This window comes from Streptomyces sp. D2-8 (genome assembly GCF_023184515.1).
In the GTDB taxonomy this organism is placed as follows: Bacteria; Actinomycetota; Actinomycetes; order Streptomycetales; family Streptomycetaceae; genus Streptomyces.
On record NZ_JAAHBP010000018.1, the window covers coordinates 134,994 to 153,721 of the forward strand.

15 protein-coding genes are annotated in these 18,728 nt (G+C 69.0%); all 15 read left to right on the plus strand.

Annotation, left to right across the window (positions count from 1 at the left end):
- Nucleotides 1–30 precede the first annotated feature (30 nt).
- The 15 genes from G3I77_RS27860 (at nt 31) to G3I77_RS27930 (ending at nt 18,728) form a co-directional block, all read left to right on the plus strand.
- Nucleotides 31–1,074 carry a ParB/RepB/Spo0J family partition protein gene (locus G3I77_RS27860; RefSeq protein ID WP_248508055.1) on the plus strand — a complete coding sequence of 348 codons (1,044 nt, stop codon included), beginning with the start codon at nt 31–33 and terminating at the stop codon, nt 1,072–1,074.
- Between the two features lie 413 nt (nt 1,075–1,487).
- The gene (locus G3I77_RS27865; RefSeq protein ID WP_282574036.1) at nt 1,488–2,759 is read left to right on the plus strand and encodes a TrpB-like pyridoxal phosphate-dependent enzyme; all 1,272 of its coding nucleotides are present in this window, start codon (nt 1,488–1,490) and stop codon (nt 2,757–2,759) included.
- 48 nt (nt 2,760–2,807) lie between these two features.
- Nucleotides 2,808–3,845, plus strand: coding sequence for a BtrH N-terminal domain-containing protein (locus G3I77_RS27870; RefSeq protein WP_282574037.1), 1,038 nt, complete (start codon nt 2,808–2,810; stop codon nt 3,843–3,845).
- Complete coding sequence (locus tag G3I77_RS27875; protein WP_248508058.1) at nt 3,842–5,914, plus strand: molybdopterin-dependent oxidoreductase; 2,073 nt, start codon at nt 3,842–3,844, stop codon at nt 5,912–5,914. The genes G3I77_RS27870 and G3I77_RS27875 overlap by 4 nt, the downstream gene beginning before the upstream one ends.
- Nucleotides 5,907–6,596 carry a class I SAM-dependent methyltransferase gene (locus G3I77_RS27880; protein WP_248508059.1) on the plus strand — a complete coding sequence of 230 codons (690 nt, stop codon included), beginning with the start codon at nt 5,907–5,909 and terminating at the stop codon, nt 6,594–6,596. The genes G3I77_RS27875 and G3I77_RS27880 overlap by 8 nt, the downstream gene beginning before the upstream one ends.
- The gene (locus tag G3I77_RS27885; RefSeq protein WP_248508060.1) at nt 6,593–7,270 is read left to right on the plus strand and encodes a hypothetical protein; all 678 of its coding nucleotides are present in this window, start codon (nt 6,593–6,595) and stop codon (nt 7,268–7,270) included. Before G3I77_RS27880 ends, G3I77_RS27885 begins: the two co-directional genes overlap by 4 nt.
- On the plus strand, nt 7,257–8,243 hold the full coding sequence (locus G3I77_RS27890) for a BtrH N-terminal domain-containing protein (RefSeq protein WP_248508061.1): 987 nt from the start codon (nt 7,257–7,259) through the stop codon (nt 8,241–8,243). Before G3I77_RS27885 ends, G3I77_RS27890 begins: the two co-directional genes overlap by 14 nt.
- The gene (locus tag G3I77_RS27895; RefSeq protein WP_248508062.1) at nt 8,240–9,619 is read left to right on the plus strand and encodes a phenylacetate--CoA ligase family protein; all 1,380 of its coding nucleotides are present in this window, start codon (nt 8,240–8,242) and stop codon (nt 9,617–9,619) included. The genes G3I77_RS27890 and G3I77_RS27895 overlap by 4 nt, the downstream gene beginning before the upstream one ends.
- Nucleotides 9,609–9,857: a ferredoxin gene (locus tag G3I77_RS27900; protein WP_248508063.1), complete on the plus strand. Its 249-nt coding sequence runs from the start codon at nt 9,609–9,611 to the stop codon at nt 9,855–9,857. The genes G3I77_RS27895 and G3I77_RS27900 overlap by 11 nt, the downstream gene beginning before the upstream one ends.
- 7 nt (nt 9,858–9,864) lie before the next feature.
- On the plus strand, nt 9,865–11,334 hold the full coding sequence (locus G3I77_RS27905; protein WP_248508064.1) for a hypothetical protein: 1,470 nt from the start codon (nt 9,865–9,867) through the stop codon (nt 11,332–11,334).
- Between the two features lie 11 nt (nt 11,335–11,345).
- On the plus strand, nt 11,346–12,848 hold the full coding sequence (locus tag G3I77_RS27910) for a 4-hydroxyphenylacetate 3-hydroxylase N-terminal domain-containing protein (protein WP_248508065.1): 1,503 nt from the start codon (nt 11,346–11,348) through the stop codon (nt 12,846–12,848).
- Nucleotides 12,845–15,880 carry a flavin reductase gene (locus G3I77_RS27915; protein WP_248508066.1) on the plus strand — a complete coding sequence of 1,012 codons (3,036 nt, stop codon included), beginning with the start codon at nt 12,845–12,847 and terminating at the stop codon, nt 15,878–15,880. The genes G3I77_RS27910 and G3I77_RS27915 overlap by 4 nt, the downstream gene beginning before the upstream one ends.
- Nucleotides 15,877–16,938, plus strand: coding sequence for a hypothetical protein (locus G3I77_RS27920; protein WP_248508067.1), 1,062 nt, complete (start codon nt 15,877–15,879; stop codon nt 16,936–16,938). Before G3I77_RS27915 ends, G3I77_RS27920 begins: the two co-directional genes overlap by 4 nt.
- Nucleotides 16,939–17,007: 69 nt before the next feature.
- Nucleotides 17,008–17,946 carry a carbon-nitrogen hydrolase family protein gene (locus G3I77_RS27925; RefSeq protein ID WP_248508068.1) on the plus strand — a complete coding sequence of 313 codons (939 nt, stop codon included), beginning with the start codon at nt 17,008–17,010 and terminating at the stop codon, nt 17,944–17,946.
- The gene (locus G3I77_RS27930) at nt 17,943–18,728 is read left to right on the plus strand and encodes a carbon-nitrogen hydrolase family protein (protein WP_248508069.1); all 786 of its coding nucleotides are present in this window, start codon (nt 17,943–17,945) and stop codon (nt 18,726–18,728) included. Before G3I77_RS27925 ends, G3I77_RS27930 begins: the two co-directional genes overlap by 4 nt.

The window sequence follows — 18,728 nt, forward strand, 5'->3', positions numbered from 1 at the left end:
CCGCTGGGAGTTCGCTGGGGAGGAAGAGCGATGGACCACATCTCGGCATCCATGCAGGAGCCGATGCAGCAGCACCTGAGTCGTTCAGAATTGTACTTTGGTGGACTCCTATCAGAGATCACCCGTGTGCCGATAAGCCGAATCATGGTCGTGGGCTCACTCCGTGCGGTCGGGGAGGATCCACGGCACATCAGTGCGCTCGCCGAAGTGTGCTCCGAACTGCCGCCGATTGTGATCCATCGGAAGACGATGACCGTCATCGACGGCGTGCACCGGCTCAGGGCGGTCGAGAACAGCGGCGCCACGCACATCAGTGCCGTGCTCTTCAACGGTGACGAGCGAGAAGCCTTCGTGCTCGCGGTCAAGCTGAACAGCAACCACGGTCTGCCACTCTCCTTGGCCGACCGTAAGGCCGCCGCCCTCCACATGCTCGCCGACTTCCCGGAGTGGTCCAACCGGCGGCTGGCGAGCGTCGTCGGCCTGTCGGACAAGACCATCGCCGCGCTGCGGCTGCGGTCGGGTGCGGAAATTCCGCACCCGACCGCCGTGCGACTCGGGCGTGACGGGGTGGCCTATCCGCTGGCGGCGGCCGAAGGCCGCAGACGCGCGCTGGTGTACCTCGCCGAGAATCCCGACGCGTCCGCGCAGGAGGTGGCGCGCGCCGCGGGCATCTCGCTCACCACCGCGAAGGGCGCGCGAAAGCGGGCCCGCGCAGGTCAAGGAGAACCGCAGACCGCGGTGCAGCCGAACGACGGACCGGTCCGGGAGGGCGGGGCCGGCCACCCCGCGCTCGTGGAACGTCCCAGGGCGCACCCGGCGAGCGCGGACCTGTCACTGGCGGTCCGGCGTCTGCGGGCCGATCCCTCGCTTCGGTTCACCGAGGTCGGCCGGAAGCTGCTGCGGACACTGGACCCCTCGGCCACGCAGCCGCACGACTGGGCGGCGATGGCGAGCAGCCTCCCGATCCACTGCGCGCCACTGATCGCCGAGCTGGCACGGCACCACGCCGAGAGCTGGCAGCTCCTTGCGGAATCGTTGACGGAACGGATCAATTCTCGAGACACTGACGCATAGTTCTGCGGGTTCAGTAGGCGCCCTTGCCGAGGCCTTCGGTGCGGCGTCTCCAGGTGTTTCCGCAGGCATCGCGTCCCCACTTCGTGCGGACCTTTTCGCGAAACGCTGCCGCGACAGACTCGGGCGCACCCTTGCCCTTTCCCGTGAAGCTTTCCGGCTGGCGGTTTCCGGAACCTGATCAACCGCTGGGGCAGATCCTGCCCTGCAGCGGTAACGCTGAAAGCCCGTGATTGTTGAATTTCGACCTAATGTTCAAACGGTTGCGCGGCTCTCGGTCGCTGCGTACGCTGACTCTCACATTTTTGAAGCGGGGGAGCGGGGGGAATGTGACTTCGTACAGCCCAAGCCATGTTGGGCGTGAGCAATCGCCCGTGCCTCAGCCCGCTAATCCTGGCGGTCCGTCACTATCAGGAATGCCCACACATTGGTACAACTTCCTGGTGGATCTGCCCGGCCCTATGCCCGAGGTCAGGGACTCCGGAAGCCCTACCGCCGCGGAGATATCCGCAAAGGTCAGGCCACGAACTCTCATTGAACAGAACGCTTCCGACGAACAATGGATTGCGATACCCGAACCGGTCGTCGAATGGCTGCGGCAATGCGGCCGACCGACCCCGCTGCACCGGGCGCGCCGGCTCGAGAAACATCTCGGTACCGGCGCGAGGATCTACCTCAAGCGTGAAGACGTCCTCCCCAGCGGCAGCTTCAAGCTGAACACCGCGATAGCCCAGGCGTACTACGCAGCCGAAGAGGGGCGAACCACCCTCGTCACCGAGACCGGTGCGGGCCAATGGGGAATGAGTGTCGCGCTGGCGGCGAAGATGTTCGGTCTGCAAGCCGAGATCTTCATGGTGAAGTGCTCGCTCGAGCAGAAGCCCTACCGGCGTCACTACATGGAGCTCCTGGGAGCGAAGGTACGGCCGTCGCCGTCGACTCACACGGCCATCGGACGGAAGATCCTCGCGGAAAACCCGGGCCACCCCGGCAGTCTCGGCACCGCGATCAGCGACGCGATCGAGCACGCTCTGGGCAATCCCGACGCCGCGTATCTCGCCGGCAGCGGGATGCCGCACGTCTACCTCCATCAGACGTTGCTCGGGCTCGAGGTCGCGAAGCAGCTCAAGGAAATCCACGGCGAGGACCTGGGCGTCGACGGGCGCGGCGACCACCTCATCGCGTGCTCGGGCGGCGGAAGCAATCTCTGCGGTCTCATCGGCCCACACGTGCGGGCCAGGGCCGACGGAGCGGACCTTCGCTTCCTTGCCGCCGAATCCACGGCGGCGCCCCGGCTCACCCAGGGCGTCTACGAGTACGGCCGCACCGACCTGGGCGGATTCACGCCCGAGGTGCTGGGCTACACGATGGGGGAGAGCTTCATCCCACCGCCCAACCACGTCGGCGGCCTGCGCAACCATCACAGCTCCGCCCTGGTCAGCCTGCTGCGGCGCAAGGGTGTCCTGGACGCCGTCGCCTTTGATCAGCGGACGGCCCTCGAGGCCGGCCGGCTGCTGTTGCAGACCGAGGGCCTGTTGCTCGCCCCCGAGGCCGGTCACGCGGTCGCCGCGGCCCTCGATGTCGTGGCCAAGGCCGACGCCGAAAACCTCGAACCGGTGATCGTGGTCCTGGCCAGTGGCTCCGGTTTCCTCGATCTGCAGGGCTACAAAGAAGCACTGCTCGACGCATAGCCGCACCATCGTTCACGGCATCTTCGCACCATGCGATTGGGAAGCCATATGCGCTTGGCGACATTTCAGCCCCAGCTCGGCGTTCATTGCGAGACGACCACCCTTCGCAACATGATCCACCACGCCGGCGCCGACATTTCCGAAGCCATGCTGTTCGGCCTCGGCCAGGGGATCGACTTCCAATACTGGGATGCTCCGGACCCCGGTCGCGGTGCGCCGATGCTCACCGGTCGGATCGAGCCCGCCCTGCTGTCCCGCAACGCCTGCAAGGCCCTGGGTGTGGAACTGCGCGAAGCGCGCTCGCCCGACCCGGAATCGGCATCCGCCGCAGCGGCGGAGCTGCTGGAGGCGGGACATGTCGTGGGCGTGTCCGTCGACATCTTCTACCTCGACTACTTCTCGTCCCGGAGCCATTTCGCCTCGCACTACATCGCGCTGTACGGGCTCGACGACTCCCTCGCCCACGTCGTCGACACCGAACAGCAGGGCGGGGCGCAGACACTGCCGGCCGAGTCGCTGCGCCGTGCCCGCGCTTCCGACGAAGGATTCATGCCCTCGCCCCATCTGCACCTGTACGTCGAGCGGCTGCCGGCGCGGCTGACCACCGACACCGACGCGGTCCTGCGCGAGCAGATCTGGAACGCCATCCGGCTGACCGCACAGAGGATGTCCGGTGACCGCGGACCGCGATTCGGTATCCGCGCCCTGCGGCGGGCCGCTTCCGAGATCGCCGGATGGAGCGACACCCTCGCCTCTCCGGACGAGACAGTGCCGGGTGTCGGTCGCTTCTGGCGCTTCGCGGGAACCGGGGGAGCGAACTTCCGCAAGCTCTACCGCGAGTTCCTGCTGGAGGCGCGGCAGCGGTACGGGGACAGCGAACTCGACTCGTTCGTCGAGGACTTCGGCGACGTGCAGCGGCAGTGGGACCAGGCGATCGACATGCTGACGGCCTACCGCCGTGCGGACGACGGGCGAGGGCAGCTGGAAGCAGTCGCGGCCCGGCTGAACGCGATCGCCGACGCCGAACAGGCCGTCTTCGAAGGGCTGCTCGTGTCGGCCGCCAAGCGGGCGGGTGAGCAGGTTTGACGGTCACCCGGTTGAAGTCCGTCTGCCGTATGTGCCACGGCGGATGCGGCGCCATCGTCGAGCTCGTGGACGGCGTCCCCACCGACATCCACGGGGACCCGGACAATCCCACGAGCGAGGGCTACTTCTGCATCAAGGGCAAGGCGTCACTGGACCTCCTGCGCAGCCCGGACCGGCTGACCACGCCACTGGTGCGGACCGGCCCGCGCGGCTCGGGGACGTTCCAACCGGTCAGCTGGGAAGCCGCCCTCGACCGGATCGCCGGCGAGCTCGCCGCGACCATCAGTCGGCACGGGCCCGAATCCGTCGTCCTCGGCCAGGGGACCGACCGCAACTACCAGGAGTGGGTGTTCCGGCTCGCCAACGCGATCGGGACACCGAACGTCGTCGGCCCGGCGCACGTCTGCTTCTATCCGCGGGTCATGGCCTCGATCATGACGTACGGCGCCTTCACGTTCTGCGACTACGACGGCGATCCCGAGGTGATCCTGCTCTGGGGCAGCAACAAGCCGAGCACCCACTCGGACGGCGTGATCGGAGTCAAACTGCTGCGGGCCGTGGAACGGGGCAGCCGCGTCATCACCGTCGATCCGCGACGGACGCAGACCGCCGCCCGGTCCGCCCTCCACCTGGCAGTCCAGCCGGGAACGGACTGCGCACTGGCACTCGGCATGATCAAGATCGTCATCGACGAAGGTTGGTACGACCGCGACTTCGTCGCCGCGCACACCTCCGGGTTCGCCGAACTCGCCGAGCACGTCAAGGCGTACGACATCGAGCGGGTCGCACGGACCACCGGACTCACACCCCAGCTCATCCACGAAGCGACCCGCTCCTACGCGCTCGCCTCACGGGCGTGCATCGAGGCCGGAACCGGTCTGTCGCAGAACGAGAACTCCTTCGACACCCACCGCGCCATCGCCATCCTCGCCGCGATCTGCGGCAATATCGACGCTCCCGGCGGGGACGTGATCTGGGAACCGATGCCGATCGAGGGCCGGCGTGCCTTCCCCCGCCCGGATCTGCTCCCCGAGGAGCAGGCGAAGAAGCGGATCGGCGGCGACAAGCACAAGATCCTTTCGATGTCCGGCTGGGTGGCGCCGGGAGATCTGCACGAGGCCATCACGACCGGGTCGCCGTACCCGATCACCTCGATGGTGATCTTCGGCAGCAACATCCTGGCCTCGCACGAGAACACCGAGCTGGTCCGCACCGCCCTCGACAAGCTGGACCTGGTCGTCGTGTGCGACCTGTTCATGACGCCCACCGCCCGGTACGCCGACGTGATTCTGCCGACCTCCAGCTGGCTCGAGCGGGACCAGGTCGTCGAGTTCAACTCCTACATCGCGGCTCGGCAGAAGATCGCCACCGTCGACGGTTGCCGCTCGGACGAGGAGATCATCCTCGAACTCGCCGAGCGGCTCGGCCTGAGCCGGCACTTCTTTCCCTCGCTGGAAGCCGCTCTCGACGCCAAGCTCGCCGGCATCGGCCTCACCTGGCAACAGTTCACGAAGGTCGGCTACATCCGCAACGAGAAGCGGTACCACAAGTACCGCGACGGCGGATTCGGCACCCGGTCAGGGCGCGTGAACCTGATGAACAACGGGCTGCGGGCCATGGGCTACGAGCCGTTCCCCGTCTTCCGGTGCCCGCCGGAGGCGGACCCGGCACTGCCGTACGTGATGACCAGTGCCCATCCGCGCCAGTTCTACAACACCGAGTTCCACCAGCTGCCGACCACCTCGCGCAGCCAGACCACGGCACGGGTGACCGTCCACCCGGACACCGCCAAGCGGGAAGGGCTGTCGGACGGCGAAGAGGTGGACCTCTTCACGCGGGCCGGTGCGCGCGGGGTGCGCATGACGGTCAAGATCTCCGACTCCGTCGCACCGAACGTCGTGATGGCGGATGCCGGCTGGTGGTATCCGGGCGAGCCCTCGATCGACGAGTCGCTCAGATCCTCAGTCAATCTCCTGACGACCAACGACCGTTCCGACGTGCACATGGGGAGCGCGACGATGAGAGGTGTAGCAGTGGGAATACGGCGGCTGGGGCCGGACCGTGGCTAGCGCGCGGGGCACCGTCGCCGCCCGGGTGCCGGAAACCGACGAGGGCCTGCAGGGCGACGAACTGGCCCTCAAGTACGACGAGATGCAACGCCACATCCGGGACAACGGCTGGCTCCAGGAGAAGATCGACGACATCCTGGCGGCGGAGATCGACTCCGGCGAGGTCCTGGAGCTGGGATGCGGTCCGGGCTACCTCGGCCTGGAATGGATCACTCAGGCGAGCGACTCCGCTCGGCTCGTCGGCCTCGACATCTCACCGGCGATGCTCCGGCGGGCGAGCGCCAACGCGGACGGGTACGGCGTCGCCGGGCGATGCGCCTACGAATGCGGCACCGTGCTGGCCCTGCCGTTCGAGGACCACCGCTTCGATCACGTCATCAGCGCGTCCTCGCTGCACGAATGGGCGGACCCGGTGACCGCCCTGTCGGAAATGCATCGCGTACTCAGGCCGGGCGGACGGTACTGCGTCTCCGATCTGCGCCGGGACGTCGACCGGACGACATTCCAGTTCATGAAGGCCAACATCGCGGCCGACATGCGCCCGGGCTTCCGTACCTCGATCCGGTCCTCGTACGTCAAGAGCGAGATCGAGGAGCTCCTGCAAGGCACCGCGCTCGAACAGGCCGTCGTGACGGAAGCGCAGATGGGGATCGTCATCACCGGCAGGAAGGAAGCGCCATGAACGCACTCGCGGGAAGTTCTCCGGCCATCACCGCCACGCGCGACGGGCGCTTCCCCGACCGCGCCGGCTTCGACCGCTCCTGGGAAGAGATCCTTCAGACGTCGAGCGCGTGGCGGGACCTCGACTGCGGGCAGTACCTGTCGGCCTGGTGCGGATATGCGCCGGAGCACGTCGTCGAGAAGTTCGCCGGGGTCAATCACGTCGGCATCTACATGGGCGACTACGACAGCGACGACGAGGTGTTCGGCTGGAACGCCTACCTGAACGACCTCCGGGCGTCCGGCCGGATCACCACCATCGAGATGGGACCGTCGTACATCTCACCCCGGCAGTACGGCACGCCGGGATGGTGGAACTCGATCGTTCTCTCCGACGGACGCGTCATCGAGATGTTCGCCTGCCGCCGGTTCGGCCCCTGGGCGGACCGCCCCGCCGGCGAGCGGGGACGTCTCATGTCGCACGTCGCCATCGACGTGCACACCGACACCGACGTCCGCTACCTCCTGGACGTCCTCGACCGGGACGTCGACCACCTCGAGAACATCGCGTTCACCGAGGCGGACGAACTCGGCCACACCTACGGGCACCTGCGCAACAACGACAGCGGCTCCGTGCTCGAGATCGTCTACGAGGAGCCGCGCGGCGGAACGGGGCACGGCGATGGCGGTCATTGAGATCTCGCCGCACTCCGGTGAGCACTGCGAATCCACCGCGCTGCTCAACATGCTCCGCAACCACGACATCGAGCTGAGCGAGCCGCTGATCTTCGGGCTGGGACAAGGCCTGTCGTTCCTCTACTGGCACTCGAAGCAGATGCCGAACCCGTTCCTCGCCGGCCGGGTCAAACCCGACCACCTCATGCGCAACGTGGCGGACGCTCTCTCCCTCGAGCTGCGGGCCCAGGAGACGTCCTCGACGGCGAAGGCCGAGGCCACGCTGATCGAGGCGCTCGACCAGGGCGATGTGGTCGGGCTGAAACTCGACCGCTACCACCTCGACTACGCGCGGGAGAACCACCACTTCGCCGCGCACTACGTCGCCTGCATCGGATACGAGGACGACAGGTTCGTCGTCGTCGAGACCCGGTCGCTCGGCGTTCAGTCGACCTCGCGGGAGAGCCTCGCCCGGGCCCGGTCCGCCAAGGGACCGATGTCCTCGCGCAACCTGTCGGTCCGGGTGGACCCGCGCGGATACGACGAGTCGATCCTCGCCAAGGCCTGCCAGACCTCGATCCTGGCCACCGCACGGGAGTTCCTGACTCCGCCGATCACCAACATGGGGTTCAAGGGGATCGCGAAGGCCGGCTCGCTCATGCGGGGATGGCACGACCGGCTCGACCGTCCCGTCGAGGCGATGAGCGCCGTCGGCACCAGCATGGAGGAAGGCGGAACGGGCGGCGGACTCTTCCGGACGCTGTGGGCGCAGTTCCTGGAGGAGGCGCACGAGCTGACCGGCATCGAGGCCTACGACGAACTCGCCGTCGAGTACCGCCGCATCGCCAAGCGCTGGACCGACGTGGCGAACCTGCTGCGCGAAGCCGACGACGCCAGTGCCCGGCACTCCCTGGACGAGGCGGCGTCGATCGTCGACGGCCTGGCGGCCGAGGAACGAACGGCGATGGCCCGGCTGGAGGAGGCGTCCCGATGACCACCCTCGCCCGGCCGACCGGCCACGACCCGCGCAGCAAACTGCGCGACACCCTCGTCTCCCGCGTCGACATCGCGCGGAAGGTCGCCGCGGTCACCTCACTGGACCGGCAGGCGCTCGACGCGTGGGCGGCGGAGGCGCTCGCCGCGACCGTGGAGCACGCCTGCCGCAACTCACCGTTCTACGCCGACTTCGTCCCGGCCGATGTCGCCCGAGCGGCCGCACAGGGCCGTCCGCAGGCGTTCGAGGCCATCCCCTTCACCCGGCGTGACCATCTCTCCGCCGCCTACCCGCTCGGCATGCTCGCCGTGCCGCGGCGTGAGGTGATCCGGTTCGACGAGAGTTCCGGTACCGGCAACGGGCGCCCGATCGCGGCGTTCTTCACGATGGCTGACTGGCTGGAGAACAATCTCACCGTCGCCGGGCTGCTGGCCGCCGTACTGGACGAGCGGGACGTCGCGGCCATCGCCGTCCCCTACGAGCTGGCCGGGGTGGGCCAGGACCTCGACCGTGCCATCGAGATCCTCGGGTGCACCATCGTGCCGCTCGGCGCGGCCTCACCGTCCTGCACTCCGGACCGGATGGTCGACGCCCTGCTGCGTTCGGGCGCGACCACACTGGTGTGCTCCGGAACGCGCGCCCTGTTCCTCGGCGAGACGGCCCGCCGCCGTGGCATCGACCCGCGCAGCGACCTCGCGGTCTCGAAGATCCTCATGGCGGGGGAGGGTGCGTCACCGGCCAAGAAGCGGCGCCTGGCCGATCAGTGGGACGCCGTCGCGTACTCGATGTTCGGCATGACCGAGACCAACACACTCGCCATGTTCTGCCGCGAGCGTGAGCTGCACCTGGTCGAGACACGGACGTTCTTCGAGGTGGTCGATCCGGAATCCGGCGAGCGGCTGCCGGACGGCTCCGTCGGTGAGCTGGCCGTGACGACGCTGGCGAGCCGGGCCATGCCGCTGCTGCGGTACCGGACGGGTGACGTGTGCCGGATCGAGGCGGCGCCGTGCGGCTGCGGTTCCCCGTTGCGTCGGCTGCACCACCGCGGCCGGATCGGTGACCGGATCCCGGTCGGTGACCGCTGGACCTCCCAGCTGGAGATCGAGGACATCGTCCTGAGCGCCATGACCACAGCGCCGTACTACTTCGCCTTCGACATCGACGCGGACGTCCTGGAGATCGCCCTGCCGCCGTCGGGCGCCGACGAGGCGACCCGGGCATCGATCGCGGCCGGTGTCCGTGACCGTCTCGGAGCGTCCACACGATTCCGTCCGCTGGACACCGACCGGTTCGAGACGGCGCTGCGAACCTCGGCCAAACCGACGATGCGCAACTTCAGTGCCTACGGGGGAGGAGGGACTGCCGGTGCGGGTTGAACTGCCGCTTCCCACACGCATTCCGATCGACGGGCGCTTCGAGATCGATGACACATGCATCGACTGCAAACTCTGCAACGACCTGGCGCCCGACAACTTCGACGCGGACCTCGACAACGACGTCCACTACGTGTGCAAACAGCCCGAGTCGCCCGACGAGCTCGAGCGGGTCCTCGACGCATTCGAATCCTGCCCCACCGAATCGATCCGGTACTCAGCGGCACCCAGCGAGGAGTGATGGCGCAATGTCAAGCCTGGACGATCCAGTGAAAGCCGACATGTGCGCCGGCCGACGGCAGACGACCGAACTGGGACCGGTGGCCGAGAGCTACGACCAGCTGCACCGCATCGACCTGCTCGGCGAGGCGCGGGCCGCACGAGGAGTGCCGGAGGGCACCTACGACTCGACGGTGTGCGCCGTCCTCCAGGCGTCGGAGGTGTGCCTGCTCAACCTGGCCCGGCTGGCGCGCCGGACCCAGGAGTGCCTGCTGGCCGACGACATCCCGGCCGCCTCCCGCTACGTCCAGTGGGCCGTCGGGTTCCACCGGCTGCTGCGCCGGCTCGGCACGGTGATGCTCGACGCCCGCGGCGTCTTCGGAGCCGGCGTGGCCGCCGGGACCACGGCCGTGAGCATCTCCGAGTCCGGGGGCTACGCGGCCTACGTGGAGGCGCTGCGGGGGCTGGAGGACGTCGCCAAGGGCTCGCTGCTGGCCGGTGCGCCCGAGCTGACCCGCTCCACCATCGCCACCAAGAGCATCGACGACTCGCTGTACCGCGTGCTGCACGGCATCCGGACCGGCTGCCACGACGCGACCAAGTGGGAGAGCGACCTCACCGCCGTACCCGTCGGGGTGAGCCGGAGCACCGACGAGCTGATCTCCGCCGAGACTCTGGCGCGGGCGGTCGCCGCGACCGAGCTGAACGCGGGCACCCTGCACGGCGAGTTCGTCGCCCTGCACCAGGTCCCGGAGATTCTCTGCGCCGAGGCGAACGACCACCTCGAGGTCGCGATCCGGGCGATCCGCGCATCGGCCCTGAGCCGGGCGGCGCAGCACCTGACGGCCTGCCGGGAGCTGCTCGATCCGGTGGTCGAGGCGCAGCGGGTGATGGCCGAGCACCTTGCGACCGGGGAGTACCACGGGTTCCGGACCAATCTGGGACCCGCGAGCGGCACACACTCCCTGTCGATCAAACAGCACATGTTCCGGGACCTGTTCAAGCACATGTGGAACGACCTCGAGTCCTGGCTGAGCTCGCTCGGCGATTCGTCGCTCGAGGAGACCGTCCGGGACATCGACGCACGCCGTCACGACGACCCGGAGGCATGGCTGCGGCACACCGTGGTCGACCAGGCGTTCAAACTGCACTCCGCCCACCAGCAGTGGCGGCACGAGCATCTGCACATGCCCCGCAACTGCCTGGGCAGCGGCGGCACCAAGTCCATGATCGGCATTCCGGACGGGCCCCAGGCGGTCTACAAGATGAGGGACGCGGCCAACGCCCAGCACTCACTGGCCACGATCCACCGGGCACGCCGGACGCCCCTGACGAACGCCGTGCCGGACTCGCCCCTGGCCAAGCTGATCACCGATCCCAGCTCCCTCGACTCCGAGCTGATGCGGGTCGTGGGCGAGGCGACACGCGAGTACTTCCCCCAGGTGCAAGAGCAGGGCTACCAGCCGTTCCGGTCCGGTGCGGCCGAGCGGAACCCGTAGGAGCGCGGACGGTGACCACCACAGGATCCACAGCATCCGACAGCGTCATGCCCACCGAAGAGACCGCCCTCCTGCCGGGTTCCCCCGCCGGAGCCTGGCGGGGGGCGGACTACGTCGCCAGCCTCAAGGACGAGCGCGAAGTCTGGTGCGACGGACGCCGGGTCGACGTGACCGGCGACCCGGGCTTTCGGCCCATGCTGTCCACACTGGCCGACCTCTACGATGCCCAGCACCTGCCCGACCGGGCGGACGAGATGCTCCACCGGTCGGACACGTCCGGCAACCTCGTCAGCCTGTCGTACCTGGCGCCGGCCGACCGGGACGACCTCAGCCGCAAGTGGGCCAACTCCCACCGGTGGGCCAAGGCCTCCTACGGCCAGCTCTCCCGGATACCCGACTTCATGTCGAACGTCGTGGTCGGCCTGTACGACTACCGGTTCGAGCTGGCCAAGGTCGATCCCGAGTTCGGGCGCAACGCGGAGAACTACTACCACTACTGCCGTGAGAACGACCTCACGCTGACGCACGGCCTGGGCGACCCGCAGATCGACCGTTCCTCGACCCCCGCCGACCGGCCGGAACTGGGCTTGAGGGTCGTGCGACGCGGCGCCGACGGCATCGTCGTGCGGGGAGCCAAACAGATCGCCACCCTGGCGCCGTACGCCCACGAGGTGCTCATCTACCTGTCGCCCGCGAACTACCTGCGTGAAGACCCGAGCTATGTCTGCTGGTTCGCCGCTCCACTGGCGACGCCGGGCCTTCGGGTGCTGTGCCGCACGTCGTACGCCGACGGCTCGGGCGGCCTCTCGGCGCGCTACGACGAGCAGGACGCCATGCTGGTGTTCGACGACGTGTTCATCCCGATGAACCGGGTCTTCCTGCTCGACGACTCCCAGGCGGCCGTCCACGGGTTCGGCGAGCTGAACAAGTGGTCGCTCTACACCGGCCAACTGCGCTACTACCACCGGCTGCGCACCATGCTCGGTGTCGCGTCGCTGCTGGCCCAGGCGATCGGTGTCGACAAGTTCCGGCAGGTCACGGATCTTCTCGGCGAACTCACCTCGTACGTCGAGATCGTGCGGCTCGGCCTGGCCGCGATCGACACCGAGTGCCGGCCCACCCCCTCGGGTCTGCTCGCCCCCGGTTCGACGGCCGCGCTCGACGCGGTCGCCGGCCGCTTCTCGACACGGGGCTCGGAGATCATCCGGCAGATCGGTGCGTCGGGTCTGATCATGCAGCCCTCGGACGCCGATCTGGGTACGTCCGAGCTGCGCGCGGTGCTGGACACGTACATGTGCGGCCGCGAGATGGGCGTGGACGAGAAGTCCCGCATCTTCCGACTCGCCGCCGACCTGGCCGTCGACCGTTTCGGGATGCGCCAGGAGCTCTACGAGACGTGGAACCGCGGTGATCCCGCCCGGGTCCGCTCGATGCTCTATGCCCGGTATCCCGACCTGCAGCACTGCGAAACCCAGGCCCGAAACCTGGCCGAAGGGCGGAACGACACCACATGAGTCTCGACAGTATTCGGCTCGAGGGAGTCACGACCCACAACCTCAAGTCGGTCGACGTCTCCTTCCCCAAGGGAAAGCTGGTCGTCGCCGCGGGCGTCTCGGGGTCGGGCAAGTCGTCCCTGGTCATCGACACCCTCTTCGAACACTCGAAGACGCTCTACCTGGGGGCCCTGTCCAGCAAGTCCCTCGACATGGGCGACGGCGACTACCAGTTCGACCGGATCGCGGGGACGCAACCACCGGTGGCACTGCGCCAGCGCGACGGCGGCTACTCCAACCCCCGCTCGACCGTGGGGACCCTCACCGGACTCGACGGCCTGTACCGGCTGTTGTTCGGTGCCGGCTCGCGGCCGGTCTGCCCGGCCTGCCTCGGCCCGACCGGTGCGGACCTGTTCTGCGACGACTGCGGCTGCTTCGCCGAACCACACTCCGCGAAGCACTTCAGCCCGAACCGCAAGGAAGGCAAGTGCCTCCAGTGCGACGGCATCGGCGAACTCGTCGGCTTCTCCCTGGACAAGATCATCCCGGACCGGTCGAAGACGCTCACGGAGATCTGGGACGGCGCCGACCCCGGAACGTTCGCCGTGCCCAACGTGCGCAAGGCCTTCGAGGCGATGGCCACGGACATCGGCCTGGACCTCGGCCTGCCGTTCGAGAAGCTGACCCCGGAGCAGACCGAGCGGGTGCTGCACGGCTCGGACACGATCTACACGCTCAAGATCCGCAAGGTCACCAACGACTTCCGCTTCGAGGGCATCCTGGGCTTCCTGGAACGGGCGTACCGCAACGCCTCGTCGGCCGCCCGCAAGAACGCCTTCACCAACTACCTCGGACGCGAAGTCTGCCCCGCGTGCAACGGGGGGAGGCTGCGCCCGGAATCGCTCAAGGCGACGGTGGCCGGGCACACCTTCCCCGACTTCCAGAGCGACGAGCTGTCGCGTTCGATCACCCGCTTGCGCGACGGGCTCGCCTCCGGTGACGTGCCGGCGCAGGTCCGCGAGCTGGCCTCCGCGATCGTCAAGCAGAGCACGAACATCGAGGACGTCGGCCTGGGGCACCTGCAACTGCGGCGGCCGGTCACCACCCTCTCCGGTGGTGAGCTGCAGCGGCTGCTGCTCGCGCAGCATCTGGCCAGCGACCTGACCGGGGTCATGTACGTCCTCGACGAACCGACCGCCGGTCTGCACGAGGCCGACACCGGGAGGATCCTCGACTCGCTGCGACGGCTGCGCGATCTCGGGAACACGGTCATCGTCATCGAGCACGACGAGTCGGTGATCCGTGCCGCCGACTGGATCGTCGAGCTGGGACCAGGGGCCGGATCCCGCGGCGGCGAGATCGTCTTCGAGGGCCGCTTCGCCGACCTGCTGAACTCCGGTGACTCACCGACGGCGACCGCGATGGTGTCCGACGGGCCGTCACGGACGAGGACCGACCTCTCCGGCGCGCCCTGGCTCGAGGTGCGCGGCATCACGCGCAACAACGTGGTCGACCAGGCTGCGAAGTTCCCGCTCGGCGGACTGACCTGCGTCTCCGGGGTGTCCGGCGCGGGCAAGAGCTCACTGGTGGCCGGCCTTCACGCATCGGTCTCCCGGGCCATCGCCCAGCGGTCGACGGGCGCGGCGGCCGAGAGCACCGGCATCGAGGGAGCCGAAGCCCTGGACGACGTCATCTACGTCGAGCAGCGCCCGATCGGCCGCTCGAGCCGGAGCACGCTGGTCACCTACATCGGCATCAGCGACCACGTCCGCGACGCCTTCGCCGCCAGTGCCGACGCCGTCGAGCGCGGACTCGGCCGCGGCGAGTTCAGCCCGAACGTCGCCGGCGGGCGGTGTGAGGCCTGCAAGGGTCTCGGGCTGGCCGAGATCGAGATGACGCTGTTCAAGAGCGAGTTCATCGTCTGCCCCGAGTGTGAGGGCCGCCGGTTCCAGGAGCACGTCCTCGAAGTGCGGCTGGGCGGCAGGAACATCCACGACGTGCTGTCGATGACCGTCGAGGACGCCCTCGAATGGTTCGACGCCAAGAGCAGTCCCAAGGTCGTCCAGGCGCTGGGCGTGCTCAGCGAGTTCGGCCTGGGCTACCTGCAGCTCGGCTGCTCGACGACCACACTTTCCGGCGGCGAGGCCCAGCGGCTCAACCTGGCCGGGGAACTGCTCAAACAGCGCCGCAGCCGCACGCTGTTCATCTTCGACGAACCGACCCGGGGCCTGCACACCGCCGACATCCGCCACCTCATGGCCCTGTTCGAGCGGTTGATCTCCACCGGCAACACCATCGTGGTCATCGAGCACAACGTGAAGGTGATCGCCATCGCCGACTGGGTGATCGACCTGGGGCCCGGTGCGGGCCGCGAAGGCGGCCGGGTGGTGCACAGCGGGACGCCGGAGGAACTCGCGGACAACGCGGCCAGCGTGACCGGCCGGTTCCTCCGCCGGCTGCGCGACGAACCCGCCGCGGTGACGCCGTTGCGCGACCCTGCCGGAAGCCGGCAGTCGAGTGCGGCGCCGGACCTCGGTGTCCTCGGCGAGCTTCTGCCCCGGGCCGTCACCGTGGTCGCCGGCACGGCGCGGCAGTCCGAGCGGAACGGGCCGACACCGTACGGACTGGTGATCGGCTCGCTCACGGTCGTCTCCGACGAACTCGCCCTGATCGGCTTCCTGGTGCGCTCGGGCAGCACCAGCTGGAACGCCATCGCGGACACCGGCCGGTTCTGCGTCAACATCCTCGGCGAGGACCAGCGCGAGGTGTCCGACGCCTTCTCGCAGGGCAGGCCGGACAGCCGCTTCGACGCCCTGTCGTGGACGCCCTCCGCCAACGGCTGCCCACGGCTGTCGGGCGCCCTCGGCACCATCGACTGCAGCCTGAAGTCGTCCTACCGGATCGGCGACCACGAGTTCGTCCTGGCGACGGTCGTCAGCGTCGGCATGGAGTCCGGCACCGACCGCCGGCCCCTGCTCCGGACCGAACAGGGCGCCAGCGCGCTCGACGACTACGGGTGGCGCCGATTCGCCCGGGAAGCGGAGGCCAGGTGACGACGACCACGTCCATCGCGACGCACTACGAGCAGTTCCTGGAACTGCTCAGCCGCGACACCCGTGACACCCGCGACGCGGCGCAGACCGCCGACACGGCGGACGGCCGCGACGCGGTCAGCGCTCGGTACGGCGAACGGGTCGACCCCTCGGGCGGATCGCAGCCGATCGTGATGACCCGCGACGAGTGGATCCTGAACCAGATCGACCTGACGCTGGCGCTGGGCCGGCTGCTGACCGAGGACGACGTCGTGGTCTCGGCCGTGCCGTACGAACTGTCGTTCATCGGCGCCGAGGTGGACCGCGTGATCGAGATGATCGGCGCCTCGGTGATCAGCGTCGGGACGAGCGGGACCATCTGCCCGATGCCGCGGCTGCTCGGGCTGATCGAGCAGTACGAGGTGACGGCCCTGGTGTGCTCGCCGAGCTTCGCCGCGGAACTGGCGAGCCTGGCGGTGTCGCTGGGGCGGCGGCCGGAGGACTCGACGATCCGGATGATCATCTGCGTGGGGGAGGCCTGCTCCACCGAGCGCCTGGACCGCATCGGCGCCGCCTGGGCGGCGAGGACCTCCGCCCTCTACGGGACGCCGTCGACGCCGACGGTCGCCGTCGCCTGCGACCACGGCGCACTGCACCTGTGCGACCACCGGCTACGGGCGGAGGTCCGCGGCGGTCCGCGCGGCGAGCTGCTCCTGGACGGCTCACCGACCGGCGAGCTCGTCGAGCTGTGGCCGGCGGACCGCCGCTGTGACTGCGGTTCCGCGAGCCGGGTCCTGGTGCCGCTCGGCAGCACGGCGTCGGCGGTACGCGGACCGGACGGGCTGGTCTCGGCGCTGGACGTGGAGCGGATCGTGTTCGGCCACAGGAGGCTCGCACCGCACTTCGCCTGCTCCGTCCGGGGCGGCACCTTCCACGTGACCTGTGCCGTGACCGACCCCCGAGCGGTCGACACGGGCGCGATGCGGCGCGCGATCCGCAGCGGCATCGGCGAGGCGCTCGGGGTCGAGGCGGAGGTCACGGTCGTCGGCGTGCAGGACTGGAGTACCGCCACGTCATGACCCGCACCCGGCCGTGGCACGCAGCCGCCGCGGCCGATCCACCGGTGGCATCTCGAGGAGACAAGACGCATGAGGGTAGCGGTAGTACAGACCCAGTGGGTCGACGATCATGAAGACGGCCTGCGCAACGCCTACCAGGCGATCGAGGACGTCTGCGGTGCCGGCGACATCGACCTGGTGTGCTTTCCCGAGTTCCTGCTCGGCCCGCCGTGGTACATGCCGGGGCAGGACGGCCTGAAAGGGCGGACCGACACCCCGATCCCGGGGCCGGTCGTCGACGGCTTCCAGTCCCTGGCCCGCAAGCTCGGCACGCACATCCTGCTGGGGTCACTCGTGGAGGACCTGCAGGACGGCATGTACCGGAACACGTCCCTGCTGATCGGCCGGCAGGGCGTCATCACCGGACGCGCCGTCAAGGCACACGCCTTCGGCAACGAGATGGTGGTGTGCCGCCAGGCGGACTCGCTCGGCGTCATGTCGACCGAGTTCGGGCAGATCGGCATCGCCGTGTGCTCGGACTTCTGGATCCCCGAGGTCGTCCGGATGCTGGCGCTGGCGGGCGCGCGAACGGTCTTCGTACCGGGCGGGACGCTGGGGCAGAACCAGCCGCTGATGGTGAACGCCCTGCGCACGGCGGCGTACCTGAACGACGTCAACATCGTCTACGCGAGTTCGGTCGGCGTCGTCCGCGGCAAGCGCGGGGACCGGCTCGTGGAGATCCACTTCGCGGGCACCAGCCTGGTCGCCGGCCCGGAGGGCGTGATCGCGCAGGCCGGCAGCGACGAGCCGGAGACACTCGTCGTCGACGTCGACGAGCCCGCGGCCGGCGACGGCCGCCGCTGGCAGCAACTCCGCAGGCCCGGCGCCTACCGGACGCTGCTCACCCCGTACGTGGGAGCGGACCGGGATCTCGCGGCCGAACTGCGGGCGAGCCTGACCGGGGGCGGCGGCCCGGACCGGGGCCGGCCCGTCTCCGCGACCAGTACACGTGAGGGGACTCGTTCGTGACCATCTTCGTAGCGCAGCACGCCCGCAGGGCGACCCCGGAGGCGACGGCCTCCGCCGTACTCGACGATCTCGACAACCGGGTGACCGACGAGGCCTCGTTCGTCGTCCTCCCCGAGAACGCCTTCACCACCGGCGGCAACGTCCAGGAGCTGCCCCCGCGGCTGCGTGAGCAGTGCCTGGACCGGCTGACGGCACTGGCGCGGACCCGCGGCACCTACGTGCTCACCGGCTCATGGGCGGAGGCACGGCCGGGCGGGCTGATGCAGGTCTCCAGGCTGCTCGACCCGAGCGGATCGGAGTGCGCCCGGGTGGAGCGGCCCGTCCTCGACGACGGGACGACCGGCACCGGCGACGACTTCCCGGTCGTCGAGACGCCGTTCGGCCACGTCGGCGTGCTCCTCGGCCCCGACTTCTGGCTGATCGAACCGCCGCGCATCGAATGCCTGGCCGGTGCCGAACTGCTGCTGGTCGCCGGGTCCCTCGACGGCACGCAGCAGGCCGCCCAGCGCGCCGCGGTGTGGGGCATCGCGACCCTCAACACCGTCGCGGTCGCCTTCGCCGGTTCGCTGAGCGAACGCTGCGGTGGGGGCAGTGCCGTGGCGGTGCCCGAGGGGTTCGTCACCGAGGCGGGCACCGACGAGGGCGTCATCGAGGCGCCCTGGGACGTCGAGAAGATACGGCATCTGCGCGAACCCGACCTGCGCTTCCAGCAGACCCTGTGGTTCGGGCTGTGGGCGCGCCGGACGGAGCTGTACACGGACCTGACGGCGCAGGTGAGCTGA